The sequence below is a fragment of the Micromonospora sp. CA-248260 genome (assembly GCF_050942205.1).
Classification (GTDB): Bacteria; Actinomycetota; Actinomycetes; order Mycobacteriales; family Micromonosporaceae; genus Micromonospora; species Micromonospora antibiotica.
In genome coordinates this window covers 5,944,094-5,962,323 of the sequence record NZ_CP192021.1, presented here as the reverse complement: position 1 = coordinate 5,962,323, position 18,230 = coordinate 5,944,094, and the positions used below count along the sequence as shown (strand labels likewise).

Annotated in this window: 18 protein-coding genes; 8 read left to right on the top strand and 10 right to left on the bottom strand. The window is 73.6% G+C overall.

Translation table 11 applies throughout. The annotated features are described in order from the left end of the window. Positions 1 to 17: 17 nt before the first annotated feature. A complete protein-coding gene (locus ACQP2H_RS25700) occupies positions 18 to 1,790 on the bottom strand; it encodes a glycosyltransferase family 39 protein (protein WP_219470339.1) in 1,773 nt (590 codons plus the stop codon). A gap of 947 nt (positions 1,791 to 2,737) precedes the next feature. Between ACQP2H_RS25700 and ACQP2H_RS25695 the strand changes: the two genes are divergently transcribed. The 4 genes from ACQP2H_RS25695 to ACQP2H_RS25680 all read left to right on the top strand — a co-directional run bounded on the left by ACQP2H_RS25695 (position 2,738) and on the right by ACQP2H_RS25680 (position 6,253). After that, positions 2,738 to 4,459, top strand: coding sequence for a nitrite/sulfite reductase (locus ACQP2H_RS25695; protein WP_219464517.1), 1,722 nt, complete (start codon positions 2,738 to 2,740; stop codon positions 4,457 to 4,459). Further along, a complete protein-coding gene (locus tag ACQP2H_RS25690; RefSeq protein WP_208568333.1) occupies positions 4,456 to 4,614 on the top strand; it encodes an IS1 family transposase in 159 nt (52 codons plus the stop codon). Before ACQP2H_RS25695 ends, ACQP2H_RS25690 begins: the two co-directional genes overlap by 4 nt. Continuing rightward, entirely contained in the window at positions 4,611 to 5,390 is a 780-nt protein-coding gene (locus ACQP2H_RS25685; RefSeq protein WP_433229185.1) for a phosphoadenylyl-sulfate reductase, read from the top strand. The genes ACQP2H_RS25690 and ACQP2H_RS25685 overlap by 4 nt, the downstream gene beginning before the upstream one ends. 86 nt (positions 5,391 to 5,476) lie before the next feature. After that, complete coding sequence (locus ACQP2H_RS25680; protein WP_308291116.1) at positions 5,477 to 6,253, top strand: sirohydrochlorin chelatase; 777 nt, start codon at positions 5,477 to 5,479, stop codon at positions 6,251 to 6,253. Positions 6,254 to 6,392: 139 nt separating this feature from the next. Here ACQP2H_RS25680 and ACQP2H_RS25675 read toward each other — a convergent pair whose 3' ends face one another. Next, positions 6,393 to 6,650, bottom strand: coding sequence for a WhiB family transcriptional regulator (locus tag ACQP2H_RS25675; RefSeq protein WP_067311984.1), 258 nt, complete (start codon positions 6,648 to 6,650; stop codon positions 6,393 to 6,395). Positions 6,651 to 7,092: 442 nt separating this feature from the next. Next, a complete protein-coding gene (locus ACQP2H_RS25670; protein WP_219464514.1) occupies positions 7,093 to 8,043 on the bottom strand; it encodes a diacylglycerol/lipid kinase family protein in 951 nt (316 codons plus the stop codon). 42 nt (positions 8,044 to 8,085) lie between these two features. On the opposite strand from ACQP2H_RS25670, the gene ACQP2H_RS25665 reads away from it, so the two are divergent. Then, positions 8,086 to 8,475, top strand: a complete 390-nt coding sequence (locus ACQP2H_RS25665; protein ID WP_219464513.1) for a hypothetical protein — start codon at positions 8,086 to 8,088, stop codon at positions 8,473 to 8,475. Positions 8,476 to 8,594: 119 nt separating this feature from the next. Here the strand turns inward: ACQP2H_RS25665 and ACQP2H_RS25660 are convergent, their stop codons facing one another. Genes ACQP2H_RS25660 through sodN form a run of 3 tightly spaced genes read right to left on the bottom strand, consistent with a single transcriptional unit; the run spans position 8,595 to position 9,957 of the window. Next, entirely contained in the window at positions 8,595 to 8,999 is a 405-nt protein-coding gene (locus tag ACQP2H_RS25660; RefSeq protein WP_208568337.1) for an ATP-binding protein, read from the bottom strand. Continuing rightward, positions 8,996 to 9,556, bottom strand: coding sequence for a GNAT family N-acetyltransferase (locus ACQP2H_RS25655; RefSeq protein WP_308290903.1), 561 nt, complete (start codon positions 9,554 to 9,556; stop codon positions 8,996 to 8,998). The genes ACQP2H_RS25660 and ACQP2H_RS25655 overlap by 4 nt, the downstream gene beginning before the upstream one ends. Next, on the bottom strand, positions 9,553 to 9,957 hold the full coding sequence (gene sodN, locus ACQP2H_RS25650; RefSeq protein WP_433229182.1) for a superoxide dismutase, Ni: 405 nt from the start codon (positions 9,955 to 9,957) through the stop codon (positions 9,553 to 9,555). Before sodN ends, ACQP2H_RS25655 begins: the two co-directional genes overlap by 4 nt. A gap of 84 nt (positions 9,958 to 10,041) precedes the next feature. Here sodN and ACQP2H_RS25645 point away from each other — a divergent pair, with 84 nt between their 5' ends. From ACQP2H_RS25645 to ACQP2H_RS25635, 3 genes are all read left to right on the top strand, one after another. After that, a complete protein-coding gene (locus ACQP2H_RS25645; RefSeq protein ID WP_433229181.1) occupies positions 10,042 to 10,392 on the top strand; it encodes a S24/S26 family peptidase in 351 nt (116 codons plus the stop codon). Positions 10,393 to 10,539: 147 nt separating this feature from the next. Beyond that, positions 10,540 to 11,718 (top strand): NAD(P)-dependent malic enzyme, encoded by a 1,179-nt coding sequence (locus ACQP2H_RS25640; RefSeq protein WP_219464511.1) that lies wholly within the window; start codon positions 10,540 to 10,542, stop codon positions 11,716 to 11,718. Positions 11,719 to 11,816: 98 nt separating this feature from the next. After that, positions 11,817 to 12,779 (top strand): zinc-binding dehydrogenase, encoded by a 963-nt coding sequence (locus tag ACQP2H_RS25635; protein ID WP_357535074.1) that lies wholly within the window; start codon positions 11,817 to 11,819, stop codon positions 12,777 to 12,779. Between the two features lie 126 nt (positions 12,780 to 12,905). Here the strand turns inward: ACQP2H_RS25635 and ACQP2H_RS25630 are convergent, their stop codons facing one another. The 4 genes from ACQP2H_RS25630 to pta all read right to left on the bottom strand — a co-directional run bounded on the left by ACQP2H_RS25630 (position 12,906) and on the right by pta (position 18,127). Continuing rightward, positions 12,906 to 13,868 (bottom strand): alpha/beta hydrolase family protein, encoded by a 963-nt coding sequence (locus ACQP2H_RS25630; RefSeq protein WP_433229179.1) that lies wholly within the window; start codon positions 13,866 to 13,868, stop codon positions 12,906 to 12,908. Positions 13,869 to 13,930: 62 nt separating this feature from the next. Then, the gene (locus tag ACQP2H_RS25625) at positions 13,931 to 14,845 is read right to left on the bottom strand and encodes an alpha/beta hydrolase family protein (protein WP_433229177.1); all 915 of its coding nucleotides are present in this window, start codon (positions 14,843 to 14,845) and stop codon (positions 13,931 to 13,933) included. Positions 14,846 to 14,933: 88 nt separating this feature from the next. Further along, positions 14,934 to 16,055, bottom strand: coding sequence for an acetate/propionate family kinase (locus tag ACQP2H_RS25620; protein WP_363823728.1), 1,122 nt, complete (start codon positions 16,053 to 16,055; stop codon positions 14,934 to 14,936). Next, on the bottom strand, positions 16,052 to 18,127 hold the full coding sequence (pta, locus tag ACQP2H_RS25615) for a phosphate acetyltransferase (RefSeq protein ID WP_363823730.1): 2,076 nt from the start codon (positions 18,125 to 18,127) through the stop codon (positions 16,052 to 16,054). The genes ACQP2H_RS25620 and pta overlap by 4 nt, the downstream gene beginning before the upstream one ends. Between the last annotated feature and the right edge of the window lie 103 nt (positions 18,128 to 18,230).

Here is an 18,230-nt window from a genome sequence, read left to right as displayed (position 1 = left end):
GGGCCGGGCGGGTGTGGTCAACGCCGACGGACGAGCAGCGCCACCGTCACCCCCGGCCGGGGTCGGACCTGCTCGACGGTGAACCCGGCCCGCAGCGCGTCGCCCTTGCCGCCCGGCACCGCCGCGAGCGGATCGTCGTGTCGCCCGGCCACCACCAGCCAGACCCGGTCCACGCCAGCCAGGCACCCGGTGGGTCGGGGGCACTCGTCGACCCACAGATCGGCTCGGTCCTGCCGCCCGCTGGTGACCAGCACGTCCCGGGGTCGCACCCCGGCGGCGGACCCGGCTGTCCGGTCCCCGGCTGTCCGGGCCAGGTGGTAGTCGATGCCGAGGTCGAGGAAGAGCCAACCGTCGCGGGGCGAGTAGACCACCGCGTCACCGGGCCGCTGCCCGGCGGCGATCACCGCCGCCGCCCCCCGGTAGTCGACGGTCGCGCTGCGCGGCCAGCCGTGGCTGTGCCGTACCGCCGCCTGGTCCGGTAGCCCGAGCAGCGCGGCCAGCGCCACCACCGCCACCGCTCCCGTCCGGGCCGTGGGCGGCGGCGCGGCCAGGGCGGCACCGGCGAGCAGGCAGGCGAAGGGCACCGTGAAGAACAGGTAACGCGGCACCCACAGGGGTACGGCCAGCGCGGCGACGAAGAGCAGCAGGACCGGCAGCACCACGCAGGCGTCGGGGAGCAGACCGCGCCGCCCCGAGCGGGCGGCCCCGAGCGCGGCGAGTCCGACCAGCAGCCCGCCCACCACGCCGCTCTGCGCCAGCCCGCCCGGCAACGCCGCCAGGTCGGCCAGCCGGGCCGGGGCGACCCAGTCGAGCTGGTGGGACCGCTGCCCCTGCGCGGTGACCAGTAGCGGTGACAGCACCACCCCGGCGACCAGCACGGCCACCGCCCACCACCCCAACCGCCGGTCCCACCGCCCGCTGTTACCCGGTCCGCCTTTGCCCGGTCCGCTATCACCCAGTCTGCTGTTGCCTGGTCCGCCTTCGCCTGGTCCGCCTTCGCCTGGTCCGCCTTCGCCTGGTCCGCCTTCGCCTGGTCCGCCTTCGCCTGGTCCGCCTTTGCCCGGTCTGCTGTCGCCCCGCCCGCTATCTTTCGGTCTGCTGTTGCCTGGTTGGTTGTTGCCCGGTCGGCTGTTGCTGTTGGCGGGCGGACCGGTGGGGTCGGCGGTCGGACGGCCGTGGACCCGGGCGGCCAGCACCACCACGGCGTGCGCGGCGAGCAGGCCCAGGGCGAGCAGATGGGCCAGACCGAGCCCGGCGACGGCTGCGGCGTAGCAGGACCAGCGCTGCCACCCCGGGCCGTCCAACGCGCGGGCCAGCAGCACGGTGGCCAGCACCGCGAAGAAGGTCACCAGCGCGTAGGGCCGGGCCTCCTGGGCATACCGGGAGGTACCCGGCAGGACCGCGAAGAGCAGGCCGGCGACCAGGCCGGCACGTGCCCCGAACAACCGCCGACCGAGTACGGCCGTGAAGCCCGCCGCCCCCGCCATCGCCAGCACCGAGGGCAACCGCAGCGCCGCCACCGAGTCGCCGAACACCCCGGTCCAGCCGTGCACCAGCAGGTAGTACGCCCCGGTCGCCGCATCGACGGTTCGGGTGAGCCGGAACACGTCCCCGACACCTCGGGTGGCCGCGCTCCAGGTGGCCAACTCGTCGCGCCAGGGCTGGGCCTGGCTGATCCCGTAGCAGCCGGCGGCCAGGGTGACCAGCAGCGGAACCGCCCAGACCAGCGCACCCGTCCACGAACCCGCTGACGATCCTGCCGCCAACCGCCAATGCCGCTTTCCGGACATTGTGCCCACCGGTCGAGGGTCCCACATCCGTCCCGACGATGCCGCCGGAGCCGAATCCCACCGTGTCCGCTGTCGAGCGGTGATGGTGCCGCCCTCGGGGCTTGGCCCGGCCGGCGTCCAACGGGACGGCATCCTCCTGGCGGGCAGGGTGGTAGTGGTTCGCTTCCTTTAGAGCTGATGCCGTAAACGATTCACGGTCGCCGACCCCGCCGGCCCCGCCGACCCCTCGACCCGCCGACCCGCCGACCCGCCGACCCGCCGACCCGCCGACCCGCCGACCCGCCGACCCCGGATTACATCCGTTCTCGATCCCTATCCCTTTCCCTATCCCGGTCCCGGTGACCGGCACCGATCCCGCCGTCAGCCACTGATCCCGATCCCGACCCGTCGGTCGTCGGCGGTCGGAGCGGACCCTTCTTTTCGTGGATGGTGTTCATCAATGCTCTGCATGGTCTGTCGGCCGGAGTGGCGATTCGTCTACGTCATCAGCTCGACAGGGCGTCCATGAGACATCAGCGGGGACGGCTATAGGGGGATCGAGCTGCCGATCTACCGCTCGCCGGCCGGCCCCCTGGTCTGCCCACCGGCCCTCCGCTGGCCCTGCCGGCCCGCCGGGAGCCGGGGAGGCGGGCAGGGGCGGTGACGGTGGGGATGCGGCCCGTGATGTGGGATCCCGCACGTGGTCATTGGCCCACCTCCGCAGGGTGTGGGAGCATGGCTGCATGACCGCCGCTGTCGTCCGCCGCTTCGTGGCCCGTCGCCACGTCGACTACGGCCGCGTGCGCAGCGCGATCTGTCCGGCCCACTGACGACGCCCGACTCATTCGTCTCGGGCGCGTGTTCCGCGCCGGCCGTTCCGACACCGTTGTCCTCGGCCCTTCCCGGGCCGGCTGCCGCCGCGAGCGCGCTCCCACCGAGGCACCGCAGAGACAACGGAGGACGCCGCGATGGCGGTCAGCAGCACCCCGGCCCGTCCCGGGACCCCGACGGCCACCGCCGTTCCCGCCACCCGTGCCCCCCGTCGTCCCCGTGGCGAGGGACAGTGGGCCCTCGGCCACCGTGAGCCGCTCAACCCCAATGAGCGGATCAAGAAGGACGACGATCCGCTGAACGTCCGGGCCCGGATCGAGAACATCTACGCCCACGGTGGTTTCGCCTCCATCGACCCACAGGACCTGCGCGGCCGGTTCCGTTGGTGGGGCCTCTACACCCAGCGCAAGGCCGGGATCGACGGCGGGCGCACCGCCGTGCTGGAGCCGCACGAGCTGGAGGACGAGTTCTTCATGCTCCGGGTCCGGGTCGACGGCGGCCAGCTCTCCCTGGCCCAGTTGCGCGTCATCGCCGACATCTCCCGGGAGTTCGCCCGGGACACCGCCGACATCACCGACCGGCAGAACATCCAGTACCACTGGATCCGGGTCGAGGACATGCCGGAGATCTGGCGTCGGCTGGAGTCGGTCGGCCTGCAGACCACCGAAGCGTGCGGGGACTGCCCCCGTATCGTGCTGGGCAGCCCGGTCGCCGGGGTCGCCGAGGACGAGGTGCTCGACCCGACCCCCGCGCTCGACGAGATCGTCAGCCGGTACGTCGGCGACAAGGCGTACTCGAACCTGCCCCGCAAGTTCAAGACCACGATTTCCTGGCTGGTCGACACCCCGTACGAGGCGAACGACATCGCCTTCCTCGGGGTGGAGCACCCGGAGCACGGCCCCGGCTTCGACGTCTGGGTCGGTGGCGGCCTGTCCACCAACCCGATGCTGGCCAAGCGGCTCGGCGTCTGGGTGCCGCTGGCCGAGGTGCCGGACGTCTGGGCGGGGGTGGTCGGCATCTTCCGCGACTACGGCTACCGCCGGCTGCGCAACCGGGCCCGGTTGAAGTTCCTGGTCGCCGACTGGGGCGTGGAGAAGTTCCGCGAGGTGCTGGAAAAGGAGTACCTGGGCCGTACCCTGCTCGACGGCCCGGCCCCGCAGCTGCCCGACAAGCCGGTCGACCACATCGGCGTGCACCGGCAGCGCGACGGGCTCAACTATGTCGGGGCCGCCCCGGTGGTCGGGCGGGTGTCCGGCGGGCAGTTGACCAAGCTCGCCGACGTGGTCGAGGCGCACGGCAGCGACCGGGTGCGGCTCACGCCGTACCAGAAGCTGCTGGTGCTGGACGTGCCGCCGGCGCGGACCGAGTCCCTGGTCGACGAGCTGCGCGGGATCGGCCTGGAGGCCCGGCCGTCGGCCTGGCGGCGCGGCACCATGGCCTGCACCGGCATCGAGTTCTGCAAGCTGGCCATCGTCGAGACCAAGGCGCGCGGCGAGGAGCTGGTGGCCCGGCTGGAGGAGCGGCTGCGCGACTTCGACGCCGACATCTCCATCCACCTCAACGGCTGCCCGAACGCCTGCGCGCGCACCCAGGTCGCCGACATCGGCCTCAAGGGCCAGCTGGTGGTCGGCCCGGACGGCCGGCAGGTGGAGGGCTTCCAGGTGCACCTCGGCGGCGGGTTGGGGATGGCCCAGGGCCAGACCGCCGGGTTCGGCCGCAAGCTGCGTGGCCTGAAGACCACCGCCGACGAGCTTCCCGAGTACGTGGAACGACTGGCCCGCCGCTACCTGGCCGGCCGGACCGAGGGCGAGACGTTCGCCAACTGGGTGATCAGGGTCGACGAGGAGGAACTCCGATGAGCGAAACCCGATCCGCGCCGCTGTACTGCCCGTACTGCGGCGAAGAGGACCTGCGGCCGAACGAGGCCGGACACGGCGCCTGGGAGTGCCACGCCTGCGCCCGGGTCTTCACCGTGAAGTTCAACGGCCTGCTGAGTCGGGCGGTGGCCCGGTGACCCGCCTGCTGTCCGCCACGGGCCTGGGCCTGGTCGGTTCCGGCGGCCCGAGGCTGACCGATCCGGCCCGCCGTGACCCCACCCGGCGTGACCCGGCCGAGTTGCGGGCGTTGGCCGAGCGGGCCGGCCGCGAACTGGAGGGCGCCCCGGCGCTGGAGATCGCCCGCTGGGCGGCCGACACCTTCGGCGACCGGTTCTGCGTGACCAGTTCGATGGCCGACGCCGTGCTCGCCCACCTGGTGTCCCGGGTCGCCCCCGGGGTGGACGTGGTCTTCCTCGACACCGGGCTGCACTTCCCGGAGACGTTGCGGGTCCGCGACGAGGTGGCCCGCCGCCTGCCGGTGAACGTGCGTTCGATCCGGCCCCGGCAGACCGTCGGCCAGCAGGACGGCGAGTACGGCCCCCGACTGTTCAACCGCTCCCCGGACGACTGCTGCCAGCTGCGCAAGGTGGAGCCGTTGGAGCGGGCCCTGTCCGGTTACGACGCCTGGGCCGCCGGGCTGCGCCGGGACGAGTCGCCGACCCGGGCGAACACGCCGGTGGTGACGTTCGACCCCCGGCGCGGCAAGGTCAAGGTGAACCCGATCGCCGCCTGGTCGCAGGCCGACGTGGACTCCTACATCTCCCGCTACGACATCCCGGTCAACGAGTTGCTCGGCCGGGGCTACGGCTCGATCGGCTGCTGGCCGTGCACCCGCCGGACCAAGGCGGGGGAGGACCCCCGGTCCGGCCGGTGGGCGATGTTCGAGAAGACCGAGTGCGGTCTGCACCTCTGACCGGCCCGGAGCGCGTTCCGGTGGCCGGCGTGGGACTCACCACGCCGGCCACCGGCCTGTCCGGTGCCGCCGTCGCGCCCACCGTGGTGCGGCCCGGTGCCGCCGTCGCGTCCGGCGCGGCGCGGCCCGGCTCCGGGGTGCCGGTGGTGCTGGTGGCGCACGGCAGCCGGGACCTGCGGGCGGCGGCGGCGACCCGGGCGTTGGCCGGTGCCGTCGAGGCCGCCCGGCCGGGCACCCCGGTGTTGCCCAGTTGGTTGGACCACACCGATCCGGGGCCGACGGAGGTGCTGCGGGGGCTGGCTGCCGCCGGTCACCGGACGGCGGTCGTGGTGCCGCTGCTGCTCACCGCCGCCTACCACCGTCGGGTGGACGTCCCGGCGGCGGTCACGGCGGCCCGGCAGGTCGCGCCCGGGCTGACGGTACGGGTGACCGACGTGCTCGGTCCGGCCGACGGGACGGTGGACGCGGGGCTGCTGGCCGGGCTGGCCGGCCGGTTGGCCGAGGCCCGACCCGGGCCGGTGGACGCGTTGGTGCTGGCGGCGGCGGGCACCCGGGATGCGCGGGCCCGTGGTTCGGTGGGGCGGGTCGCCGCCGCCCTGGCGGACGGTTTCGGGGTGCCCTGCACCGTGTCGTACGCCTCGGCGGCCCCGCCGACCGCCGACGTGGCGGTGACCCGGCTGCGCGGGGCGGGTGCCCGTCGGGTGGCGGTGGTGGCGTACTTCCTGGCCCCGGGGCTGTTCCACGACTCGGTGGTGGCGGCGGCCGACCGGGCGGGTGCGGTGGCCGTCAGCGGGCCGTTGGACGACTCGCCAGAGTTGGTCGACCTGGTGCTGCGCCGGGTCGACGCCACCGCTGTGGAGTGATGTGCGTCACTGCCCGGGCGCTACTTTCCGTGATTGCGCTGACACCGGCATTTCGGTCCGCTTGATTACGCAGCGTGTGGAAAGCAGAACGCCCCGGCGGGGTGTGAACCCGGCCGGGGCGAACAGCGTGTGATGGTTTTCAGGCGGAGTGAGCGCGCAGCACCCGGAGCCCGCCACGGCGCTTGACCGCGCGGCGCTCCTCCTCGCTCATCCCGCCCCAGACGCCGGCGTCCTGACCGGACTCCAGTGCCCACTGGAGGCACTGGTCGGTCACGGAGCAGCGCCGGCAGACGGCCTTGGCCTGCTCGACCTGAAGAACAGCCGGGCCGGACGTCCCGATCGGGAAGAACAGCTCCGGGTCCTCGTCGCGGCAGACGGCATTGTGACGCCAGTCCATGGCGGCAACACTCCTCATTCTGGATGGATGGCAGATAACGCTGGTGCTTTTCTTATTTGCGTCCGCAGTGCCGGTCGTCACGGTTCGCGTACGACTATTCAGCATTGCGTGAGCAGACTCGTTCAGCGCCTGGGCCTGCTGGAACTGCTCAACCGGCCGAGCATGTCCTGGCAATGTCCCGGTAACTCAAGTTCGCTTGTGAATACTTTCACGAACGAACGCGATGTCAAGGGGTGACGCTCGGAAAAACTCCGCTCGGTGAGCAAGCTCACGACCCTTTTGTCGGGTTTTCAGGCTTCCCTGTTACCCGGCGTACCACAGTCGAGGATCAATATAGTACAGTCCGCGTGACATTGCTGACATTTCCGGCACTCCTCCTCGGTGTGGCGGCCACCGCGCCGCGCGGTGTCCCGACCGCTCGACCTAGGGCGTTACCCGAGACCTAGCAGATTACTCTCAGTGCGCCGGAAACGGAGGTGAATCTGACTTTGTGTCGCTCGCCGAGGTAGTCCCCATCCAGCTGGAAGGCCTGCGGGCGGGCCGAGACCAGCGTGAACTCGCCCAGATCGTGCAACCGCAGCACCTGCTTGCCGCGCGGATCGGGGTGTCGGGACAGCAACTGTGTCACTGTGCGTGTCGTACTGGCGACGCGCAGCTGACGTAGCGCCAGCACGTCCAGCCCGAGATCGAACGACGCCTCCGGGTTCGGGTTGACCTCCCGGTCGCCCAGGTACGTCCACGGCGCGGTGTTCTGGATGATCACCGTGCCCAGCTCGCCCTCGGCCGGCTCCCCGGGCCGCTCCAGGCTGATCGCCGGATGCCGGCGGTGCGAACCGAGGAAGTAGTGACTGAGGGTGGAACGGAAGTAGAGCGACGGCGAGGACACCCGGCCCCGTCGCCGGGCCTGCTCCACCCGGTGGATCACCGCCGCGTCCAGGCCGAAGCCCGCGCAGAAGGTGAAGTAACGGTCGTCGGCCCGCCCCAGCCCGATCGTGCGGGACCGGCCCAGCCGAAGCCCCTCCAGGATCATGCTGGTGCCGTCCGCCCACTCCCGGGGCAGCCCGAGGGCCCGGGCGAAGACGTTCGTCGAACCACCCGGCACGGTGGCCAGCGCCGGCAACCGCTCCGCCGGGGAGCCACCGGTGCGGATCGTCGGCGGATCGGCGGTCATCAGGCCGTTGACCACCTCGTTGACGGTGCCGTCACCACCGAGCGTGACCACCAGGTCGACGCCCTCCTGGGCGGCCTCCCGGGCCAGGTCGGTGGCGTGACCCCGACGTCGGGTGTACCGCACCGACAGGTCTACTTGGCTGCGCAGCGCCCGGACCAGCACGTCCCGGCTGCGTTCGCTGGTGGTGGTGGCCTTCGGATTGACCACCAGGACGGCCCGCATGGCCGGCACTTTACGTGATCGGGTGGGGGTATCGTGGCCCGCGTGACGATCGACTCCGCGCCGGTTCCCGACACCCTGCGCTGGGCGGTACGCCTGCTGCGGGCCGAGGCCGTCGCGCTGGCGGCACTCGCCGGCTGGCTGGTCTGGGCCGACCTCACCGCCACCCGGACCGACCTGGTCTCGGCACTCTTCGTGACGGGGTTCGCCGTCGGCGGGGCGGCGGCGCTCTGGGCGTTGGGTGGGGCGCTGGCGGGCCGCCGGGCCGGTGCCCGCGCCCCGGCGATGGTGCTGGAATTGATGCTGCTGCCGGTCGGTTGGTTCATGATCTCCGGCGGGCTGGGCTGGCTCGGCGTGCCGCTGATGGTGCTCGGTCTCGGCGTCTGCGCGCTGCTGGTCAGCCCACCCACCACGAAGGCGCTGGGTTTCGGCTGACCGACCCGGTGGCGACGACCGGCACGGGCCCACCGGTCGAGAGTCGACTCGAACCGGGGTCCACCGTGCCGGGTGGGGCCGCCGTGAGCGACCGGGACGCCCCGCCCCCGGCGACGAGCTCAGTAACCGGAGCGGCGGGTCAACAGTGAGATGGTGGCCCGGCCGTCGGTCGACTCGGCCGCCGCCGCCGTGGTCAGCGCGGTGAGCACCTTCCAGGCGAACGAGGACTCGCCCGGGAGGGCGGCCCCGCGCACGGTCGGCACCGTCACCTCGACGGTCAGCGCGTCCTCGGTGACCGCGAAGCGGCACTCCAACTCGGCGTCGCGGGTGGCGATGGCGAGCAGCATCGCGCACGCCTCGTCCACCGCGATGCGCAGGTCCTCGATCTCGTCGAGGGCGAACTGGAGACGGGCCGCGAGGCCCGCCGTGGCGGTGCGCAGTACGCCCAGGTAGCCGCCGTCGGCGGGCACGGTGAGGTGCACCACGTCGTCGTCGGTCGCTGGCTGGCCGGTCAGTTGAGTCACGCCTCATCCCCCCGGTCCGGGACTCTACCCGGCCGGGCATCCGGACGCGTGGCCGACGTCACCCCTACCGCGGCGAGCGCGCGCAGGGCCGCCCCGTCGAGCCGGTAGGGCACCCACTCGGTCATCGGCCCGGCCCCGATCGAGGCGTAGAACCGGGCGGCCGGGTTCCAGTCGATCATCCACCAGTCGAGCCGCTGGTAACCGCGTTCGACGCAGATCCCGGCGAGGGTGGCGAGCAGCGCCCGACCGGCCCCGGTGCCCCGGTGGGTCGGGCGGACGTACAGGTCCTCCAGGTAGATGCCGTGCACACCGGCCCAGGTGGAGAAGTTGAGGAACCACAGCGCGAAGCCGACCGGCTGGTCGTCGTCGTCCACGGCGACGTGCCCGAACAGGGCCGGTGCGGGGCCGAACAGCGCGGTGTCCAGCTGCGCCGTGGTGAGCCGGCACCGGTCGGCGGCCCGTTCGTAGTCGGCCAACTCGTGCACCATCGCGACGACGGCCGGCACGTCCTCAGGACGTGCCGGCCGGATCGTCGGTGCCGTGGCGGGCACGGTCACGCCTGCTTGGTCTCCCAGAAAATCTTGGAGATCTCGTCGATCTTCTGGAGCAGCTCGTCGGCCTTGGCCGGGTCGGTCGCACCCTTGGCGCCGGCCGCGCCGGCCGCCTTGGTGGCCTCGTTGAACAGCTGGTGCAGGTGCGGGTACTTCTCGAAGTGCGGCGGCTTGAAGTAGTCGGTCCACAGCACCCACAGGTGGTGCTTGACCAGGTCCGCGCGCTGCTCCTTGATCAGGATCGCCCGGGTGCGGAACTCCGGGTCGGTGTTCGTCTGGTACTTCTCGCAGATCATTTTGACCGACTCGGCCTCGATCCGGGCCTGCGCCGGGTCGTACACGCCGCACGGCAGGTCGCAGTGCGCGCTGGCGGTCACACGGGGTGAAAGGATGCGGGCAAGTCGCATCAGGGTCCTCCATGGGATGTTTGCGATGATCCGAGCCGACACTACTCCTGAGCACGTCCCCGGCAGGGGCGGAGGGGAAACCTCGTGACGGTCGGCGGGTCCGGTTCCCCCCCACGGCTGTCCGCCCCGCTCACCGCCGTGGGCGTGACCGGGCCGTCCATGTCGCCGACCCTGCGCCACGGCGACGCCGTCCTGGTCCGGCGGGGCGGTCGGCCGGTCCGCCCCGGTGACGTGGTGGTGGCCGTCTTCCGGAGCCGCCCGGAACTGCTGGTGGTCAAGCGTGCCGTCCGCCCCCAGGAGGGCGGCTGGTGGTTGCACGGTGACAACGCGCTGGTCACCGACGACTCCCGGGCGTACGGGGTGGCCGACGTGCTGGGCCGGGTGGTGCTGCGCTACTGGCCCCGTCCCGGCCGGCTGGCGACCACGCCGATATGACCCTCCTCACAACCGGGTACGGGTCGGCTGACTATGCTCGGGAGGTGCCCGGGTGACCCCCGTACCGCGTACCGCGTGTCGCCGCTCCGCCTCACCTCGCGCCCTCGCGCCGGCCGCTCCGTCTGCTCGACAGATCCTGGAGTCACCATGTCTGCGTCCACCGTGGATCCCGCTGATCCCGTCTTTCTGCTGCACCGGGGCGGCAAGCTCGCCGTCGCCCCGACGGTCCCGCTGAGCACCCGCGAGGACCTCTCCCTGGCGTACACCCCGGGGGTGGCCCGGGTGTGCGAGGCGATCGCCGCCGACCCGGCCCTGGCCGACGACTACACCTGGGTGTCGCACACCGTCGCGGTGGTCACCGACGGCTCCGCCGTCCTCGGGCTCGGCAACATCGGCGCACGTGCCTCGTTGCCGGTGATGGAGGGCAAGGCGGTGCTGTTCAAGCAGTTCGCCGACGTCGACGCGGTGCCGATCTGCCTGGACACCCAGGACGTCGACGAGATCGTGGCGACGGTGCGGGCCCTCGCCCCGTCGTTCGGCGGGATCAACCTGGAGGACATCAGCGCCCCACGCTGCTTCGAGGTGGAACGGCGGCTCGACGAGATGCTGCCCATCCCGGTCTTCCACGACGACCAGCACGGCACCGCGATCGTGGTGCTGGCGGCGCTGCGCAACGCGGCGACCCTGCTGCACCGCAAGCTCGGCGATCTGCGGGTGACGGTCAGCGGGGCCGGTGCCGCCGGGGTGGCGGTCACCCACATGCTGGTCGCCGGGGGAGTGGACCCCGCACAGGTGGTGGTCTGCGACTCCCGGGGCGTCATCGGGCCGCACCGCACCGACCTGACCGCGACCAAGGCGCACCTCGCCGAGACCACCAACGCCGAGGGCCGCCGGGGTGACGTCGCCGAGGCGCTGCGCGGCGCGGACGTGCTGATCGGCGTCTCCGGCGGGCGGATCACCGAGGCGGCGGTCGCCGGGATGGCCCCGGGCGGCATCGTCTTCGCGCTGGCCAACCCGACCCCCGAGGTCGACCCGGAGGTGGCCGCCCGGCACGCGGCGGTGGTCGCCACCGGGCGCAGCGACTACCCCAACCAGATCAACAACGTGCTCGCCTTCCCGGGGGTCTTCCGGGGCGCGCTGGACGCGCGGGCCACCCGGATCACCGACGGGATGAAGGTGGCCGCCGCCGACGCGATCGCCGGGGTGGTCGACGGGTCGCTCAGCGCGGACGCCATCGTGCCGTCCCCGCTCGACCCCCGGGTCGCCCCGGCCGTGGCGGCGGCGGTCGCCGAGGCGGCCCGCCACGACGGGGTCGCCCGCGCCTGAATCGACCGGTCGCGTGCCGCACGACGCGCCCCCGAGCAGGTGCGAAGGGTCCGGGCCGACGGCCCGGACCCTTCGTGAACGATCGTTACGCTGTTACGGTGCGGATCATGCGTGCCGCCTATGCTTCCCGGTTCGACGCCGACAACCCGCTCGCCGCGCTCACCGTCGGTGACCGTCCCGAGCCCGCCCACCCGGCCGACGACTGGGTGACGGTGCAGGTGCGGGCCAGCTCGCTCAACCACCACGACCTGTGGTCGCTACAGGGCGTGGGGCTCGCCGACGGTCAACTGCCGATGATCCTCGGCTGCGACGCGGCCGGCACCGACCCGGACGGCAACGAGGTGGTCATCTACCCGGTGCTGCCCACCCCCGGCGACCCGCGCGGGGTCTCCATCCTCTCCGAGCACTACCAGGGCACCCTCGCCGAGCGGGTGGCCGTACCCCGGATGAACCTGCTGCCGCTGCCGGCGGGCCTGTCGGCGACCGACGCGGCCTGCCTGCCGACCGCCTGGCTCACCGCCTGGCGGATGCTCACCACCCGGGGCCGGATCGCCGACGGCGAGGCGGTGCTGGTGCAGGGGGCCGGCGGGGGTGTCGCCACCGCGGCGGTCGCGCTCGGCCTGGCGCTCGGCAAGCGGGTGTACGCCACCAGCCGCGACGCCGCCAAGCGGGAACGCGTCGCCGCGCTGGGGGCGACCGCGGTGGAGCCCGGCGCCCGGCTGCCGGAGCGGGTCGACGTGGTCATCGAGACGGTCGGTGCGGCCACCTTCGACCACTCGTTGAAGTCGGCCGCCCCGATGGCCCGGATCGTGGTCGCCGGCGCGACCTCCGGCCACCTGCCGCCGGTGAACCTGCGCCGGGTCTTCGCCATGCAGCTGGAGATCCTCGGCACCTCCATGGGCACCCCGGACGAGCTGACCGAGCTGCTCGCCTTCTGCGCCGAACACGAGGTGCGCCCGGTGGTGGACAGCGTGGTCCCGTTCAGCCGGGTGGCCGACGCCTTCGCCCGGCTGCGCTCCGGCGAGGTCTTCGGCAAGGTCGTCGTCGACCACACCGCCTGACCGCCCGGCGGTGCCGGGCCGCCTGACCACCTGACCGACGGGCGGTGCCGGGCCGCCGGGCCGCCTGACTGCCCGGCGGTGCCGGGCGGCCCGTGGGGCCGGCCGCCGGTCGGGCGACCGGCGCGGTCAGAGGCGGTCGTCGAGGACGGCGACGTCGCCCCGGGCCGCCGAGGCGGGAAGTCGACCCTTGGCGGCCTCGTCGCCGTAGAGGGACCAGCGGAGGAACTCGATCGTGGTGTCGGCGACCACCCGCAGGGCCGGGCCGTCACCGAGCAGCGCCCGACCATGGTCACCCCGGGGCAGGCTGAGCATCGCCTTGGGCCAGGGCACCGCGTCATAGACGGCCTTGCCGGCGGCGTAGTCGACCACCTCGTCGGCCTCGCCGTGCACGAAGAGCTGCGGGGCGGCGGCCCCGGCGAAGGCGGTGCCCACGCCCAGACCCGTCCCGGCGAGCACCACCCCGGCCTTCAGCCGCTCGTCGCGGCCGGTGGTGAACAGACCGATGGTGGTCACCCCACCGGCCGAGTGGCCGGCCGCGCCCACCCGGTCGGTGGCGAGCCGGCCGCGCAGCGGGTCACCGGCCCTCGCGTCCAGGGCCAGCACCTTGTCCAGCACGTACGACACGTCGGCGGGCTGGTTGAGCACGTCGAGGACACTGCCGTCGGTGCCCTTGCCGGTGTGCGGGAAGGTCGGCGCGGCCACCACGAAACCGGCCGCCGCCCAGCGGGTCAGCAGCACCTGGTAGTCGACCGGCCGCCCGTCCAGGCCGTGGCTGAACGCCACCACCGGGAACCGTCCGGTCGCCGCCGTCGCGTCGCGCCGGGCCGCCTCGCCGGCGGCGCCCCGGGCCGGATACCACAGGGTCACCGGCAGCGGGCGGTCGCCGCCCCGGTTGAGCTTGAGCTGTCGTACGCCGACCGCGAACGCCTCGGCCGGCGCGGTGCCGGCGGGGACGCGCGGTGCCGGCGCACTGGTCTTCGGCGGTTCCGGTGGGGCGACGGCGCGGTCGGGGGCCTGCGTCGAGCAGCCGGCCAGGCCGGCGGCGAGCAGCGCGGCGGTCAGCAGGACCGGGGTGCGGCGACGGGACATGAACCCGATTGTGCCTCGCCCGCCGGGCCACCCGACCGGCTACGCCCGCCCCGGCGGGACGGTCAGCCCGCCGACCCGCCCCGGTCGGTCAGGGCCCACCGGTCGTCGAGGGTGGTGACGCCGGGACGGGCGGCGCCGGTACGCAGCCGGCGGCCGGCGTCCCGGTCGTCGTAGAGGGTCCACCGGAGGAAGTCGGTGGTGGCGGCGAGGACCTCGGCGAAGCCGGGGCGGCCCGGGGTCAGGTATTCGCCGTGGCCCTGCCCGAGCACGCTGAGGAACCCCTTCGGGCCGGTCGCCCGCCGGTAACCGGCCTGACCGACGGTCAACGGCACCACCGGGTCGGCGGTGCCGTGCACGAAGAGCAGCGGGGCGGCCGGCCCGGCGAAGGCACCGGCCAGTCCGCCCCCGGCGATGATCACGCCGGAGCGCAGTCGGGCCGGGTGACCGGAGGTGAACATGCCGGCGGTGGTGAAGCCGCCCGCCGAGTGGCCGGTCGCGGCGAACCGGCCGACGTCCAGGTGCCCGGCCAGCGGGTCACCGGCGCGGGCGTCCAGCCGGACCAGGTGCCGGATCACCCGCCAGGCGTCGGCGGGCTGGTTGCGGACGTCGGCGCGGCTGAACCGGGCCGCCCGCCGGTTGGTGAACGGGTAGGTCGGCGCGGCCACCACGAAACCGGCGGCGGCCCACCGGACCGCCAACGCGGCGTGCAGCGCGGGGAGGCTGTGCAGGCCGTGGCTGTGCACCACCACCGGGAACCGGCCCGGGGCGACCCGGCCACCCACGGTCGGGTACCAGAGCGTCACCGGCAGCGGGCGCGGCCCGGACGGGTCGACGGTGAGGGTGCGGACCGCGACCGGCAGGGCCTGCTCCGGGGCGTGCCGGGCCGGCGGTGGCGGTGCATCGGTGGCGGCGGTGGCCGGGCCGCAACCGGCGAGCAACGCGGCCAGCACCACGGCGCACAGCCGCCTCACCCCCATGCCTGCACGGTAGGTGGTCGGTGGCCCGGTCCGGCCCCGCCGTCCGGACCGATGGTGGTCACCACCCCGGTCGGTCGGCCTCCACCGCTCAGCCCGCCTCGGCCAGCACCGCCCGGGTCTGCCGGGCGATCTCCCGCTCCTCGTCGGTGCCGACCACGCAGACGCTGACCTGCGCGCCGGCCGGGGAGATCACCCGGTCGCCGGTGCCGGTGTTGCGGTCGGGGTCGACGGCGATGCCGAGCCGCTCCAGCCCGGCCAGGGCGGCGGCCCGCACCTCGGGGGAGTGCTCGCCCACCCCGGCGGTGAAGGTGATCGCGTCCGCCCCGCCCAGCAGCGCGTGGTAGGCCCCGACGTAGGCGGTGATCCGCCGGCAGTAGACGTCGAAGGCGAGGACGGCGGCGGGATCCGCGGCGGCCCGACGGGACTGCACCTCCCGCATGTCGTTGGCCCCGGTCAGCCCGAGCAGCCCGCTGCGGTGGTTGAGCAGGTCGTCGATCTCGTCGACCCCCATCCCGCCCTCCCGGCGCAGGTGGAAGATCACCGTCGGGTCGAGGTCGCCGCTGCGGGTGCCCATCACCAACCCCGCAAGCGGCGACATCCCCATCGAGGTGGCCACGCTGCGTCCGCCGTCCACCGCGCAGGCGCTCGCCCCGTTGCCCAGGTGCAGGCTGATCGTGCGTAACCGGTCGTACGGCCGGTCGAGCAGCTCGGCGGTGCGCCGCGACACGTACGCGTGGGAGGTGCCGTGGAAGCCGTACCGGCGGATGTCGTGGCGGCGGGCGGTGTCCAGGTCGATGGCGTACGTGGCGGCGGACGCGGGCAGGGTGTGGTGGAACGCGGTGTCGAAGACCGCCGCCTGGGCGACCTGCGGCAGCAGCTCCCGGGTGACCTCGATGCCGGCCAGGTTGGCCGGGTTGTGCAGCGGGGCCAGCGGCACCAGCTCCCCGATCGCGGTGACGACCGCGTCGTCGATCCGGACCGGTGCGCTGAACCGGCGGCCACCGTGCACCACCCGGTGCCCCACCGCGGTCAGCCCGGTCAGGTCGAGCCGGCCGAGGATGTCCCGCACGGCGGTGGCGTGGTCGGCCGGCCCGCCACCCGGCTCGCCGACCCGTTCCACCGTGCCGGAGTCGAGCACCGACTCCCCGTCGTAGTGCCGGTACTTCACCGACGACGACCCGCAGTTGAGCACCAGCACCCGGTCGGTCACGACCCCTCCTCCGGCGATCCGGCCGCCTGGATGGCGGTGATCGCCACCGTGTTGACGATGTCGGCGACCTTCGCGCCCCGGGACAGGTCGTTGACCGGCCGGCGCAGGCCCTGCATCACCGGCCCGACGGCCACCGCCCCCGCCGACCGCTGCACCGCCTTGTACGTGTTGTTGCCGGTGTTGAGGTCCGGGAAGACGAACACGGTGGCCCGCCCGGCGACCGTGCTCTGGGGCAGCTTCGTCGCCGCGACCTGCGGGTCGATCGCCGCGTCGTACTGGATGGGCCCCTCGACCAGCAGGTCGGGCCGGCGCTCGCGGACCAGCCTGGTGGCGGCGGCGACCTTTTCCACGTCGGCCCCCGCGCCGGAGTCCCCGGTCGAGTAGGACAGCATCGCCACCCGGGGCTCGATGCCGAACCGGGCCGCCGTGTCGGCCGAGGAGATGGCGATGTCGGCGAGCTGGGCGGCGTCCGGGTCGGGGTTGACCGCGCAGTCGCCGTAGACCAGCACCCGGTCGGCGAGCAGCATGAAGAACACGCTCGACGCCACCGAGACGCCCGGCACGGTACGGATGATCTCGAAGGCGGGACGGATGGTGGCGGCCGTGGTGTGGGTGGCCCCGGAGACCATCCCGTCGGCGTGCCCGGTGGCCACCATCATGGTGCCGAAGTAGTTGGGTTGGGCCACGATGTCGTGGGCCAGTTCGGCGGTGACGCCCCGGTGGGCGCGCAGCTGCGCGTACCGGGTGGCGAACTCGTCCCGCCAGGCGCTGCCGGCCGGGTCGACCACCTCCGCGCCGGTCAGGTCGATGCCCAGCTCACGGGTGCGGCGGGCCACCTCGTCGGGGCGGCCGAGCAGGGTCAGGTCGGCGACCCCCCGGCGGAGCAGGATCTCGGTGGCCCGCAGGATGCGCTCGTCGGAGCCCTCCGGCAGCACCAACCGGCGACGGTCGGCGCGGGCCCGGTCGATCAGGTCGTACTCGAACATCAGCGGGGTGACCCGCTCGGAGCGGGTCACCCGCAGCCGGCGGGCCAGGTCGACGGTGTCGACGTGGCGCTCGAACGCGCCGAGCGCAGCCTCCACCTTGCGCGGGTTGGCCGGGCCGGGCCGGCCCTCGATGTGACTGGACGCCTCGACCGTGTCGTAGCTGTCGCTGGTCACCGAGAGCACGGCGAAGCCGGTGTTGAGCCGTTCGACCAGGCGCATCACCCGGGGGTCGGGCTGCTCGCCGAGGGTGAGCACCACCCCGGCCAGCGAGACCTGCCCGGCGACGTGCGCGGTGCTCGCCGCGACCAGCAGGTCGGCCCGGTCACCCGGGGTGATCACCAGGGCCCCCTCGGTGAGGTGGTCGAGCAGGATCGGCACGTGCGCCGCGCCGACCACGTAGTCGAGCACGTCCCGGCCGAGGGCGGCGGCGTCCCCGGCCAGCAGGGTGGCGTCGAGCGCCGCCGCCACCTCGGCCACCGTCGGCGCCGACACGCTCGGCACCTCCGGGATGGCGTACGCGGGGACCGGCAGCTCCGGCAGGGTCAGCGCCCCGGTCACCCGGTTGGCGATCACCGCCAGCACCGTCGCGCCCAGGTCGGCCAGATCGTGGTACGCCCCCCGCGCCGCCGCCGTGACCGCCTCCGGCTGCTGCCCGAAGCCGTCCACCACGGGCACCACCACGCTGCCGAACTCGGTGGCCAACCGGGCGTTGAAGGCCAGTTCGCGGGGCCCGGCGGTGTCCCCGCCGTCGGCGAAGTCGCTACCCACCACGATCACCGCCGGGCAGCGTCGTTCCACCGCCCGGTACCGCTCGACGAGCCGGGAGATCAGCTCCTCCCGCCGTCCGTCGGCGACCAGGGCCGACGCCTCGGCGTACGTGGTGCCGGTCAGCTCGTCGTCGGGCAGGTCGATCCGGTAGCGGTCGTGCAGCAGGGCGAGGATCGGGTCGGGGCCGGCGTCGGAGACCAGCGGCCGGAACACCCCGATCCGTTCGACCTGCCGGGAGAGGAGTTCCGCGAGGCCGAGGGCGATGGTCGACTTGCCGCCGCCGGACCCCACGCTGGTCAGGTAGACGCTGCGGGCCACGCCCCCACCCTAGGAGATCACGTCGTCCCCCGCCCGGGACCTTCGTCCCGTACCGGTGCCGCCAAGCGGTGCCGGCCGGCACCCGCCAGCGGCCGTCGGTGCG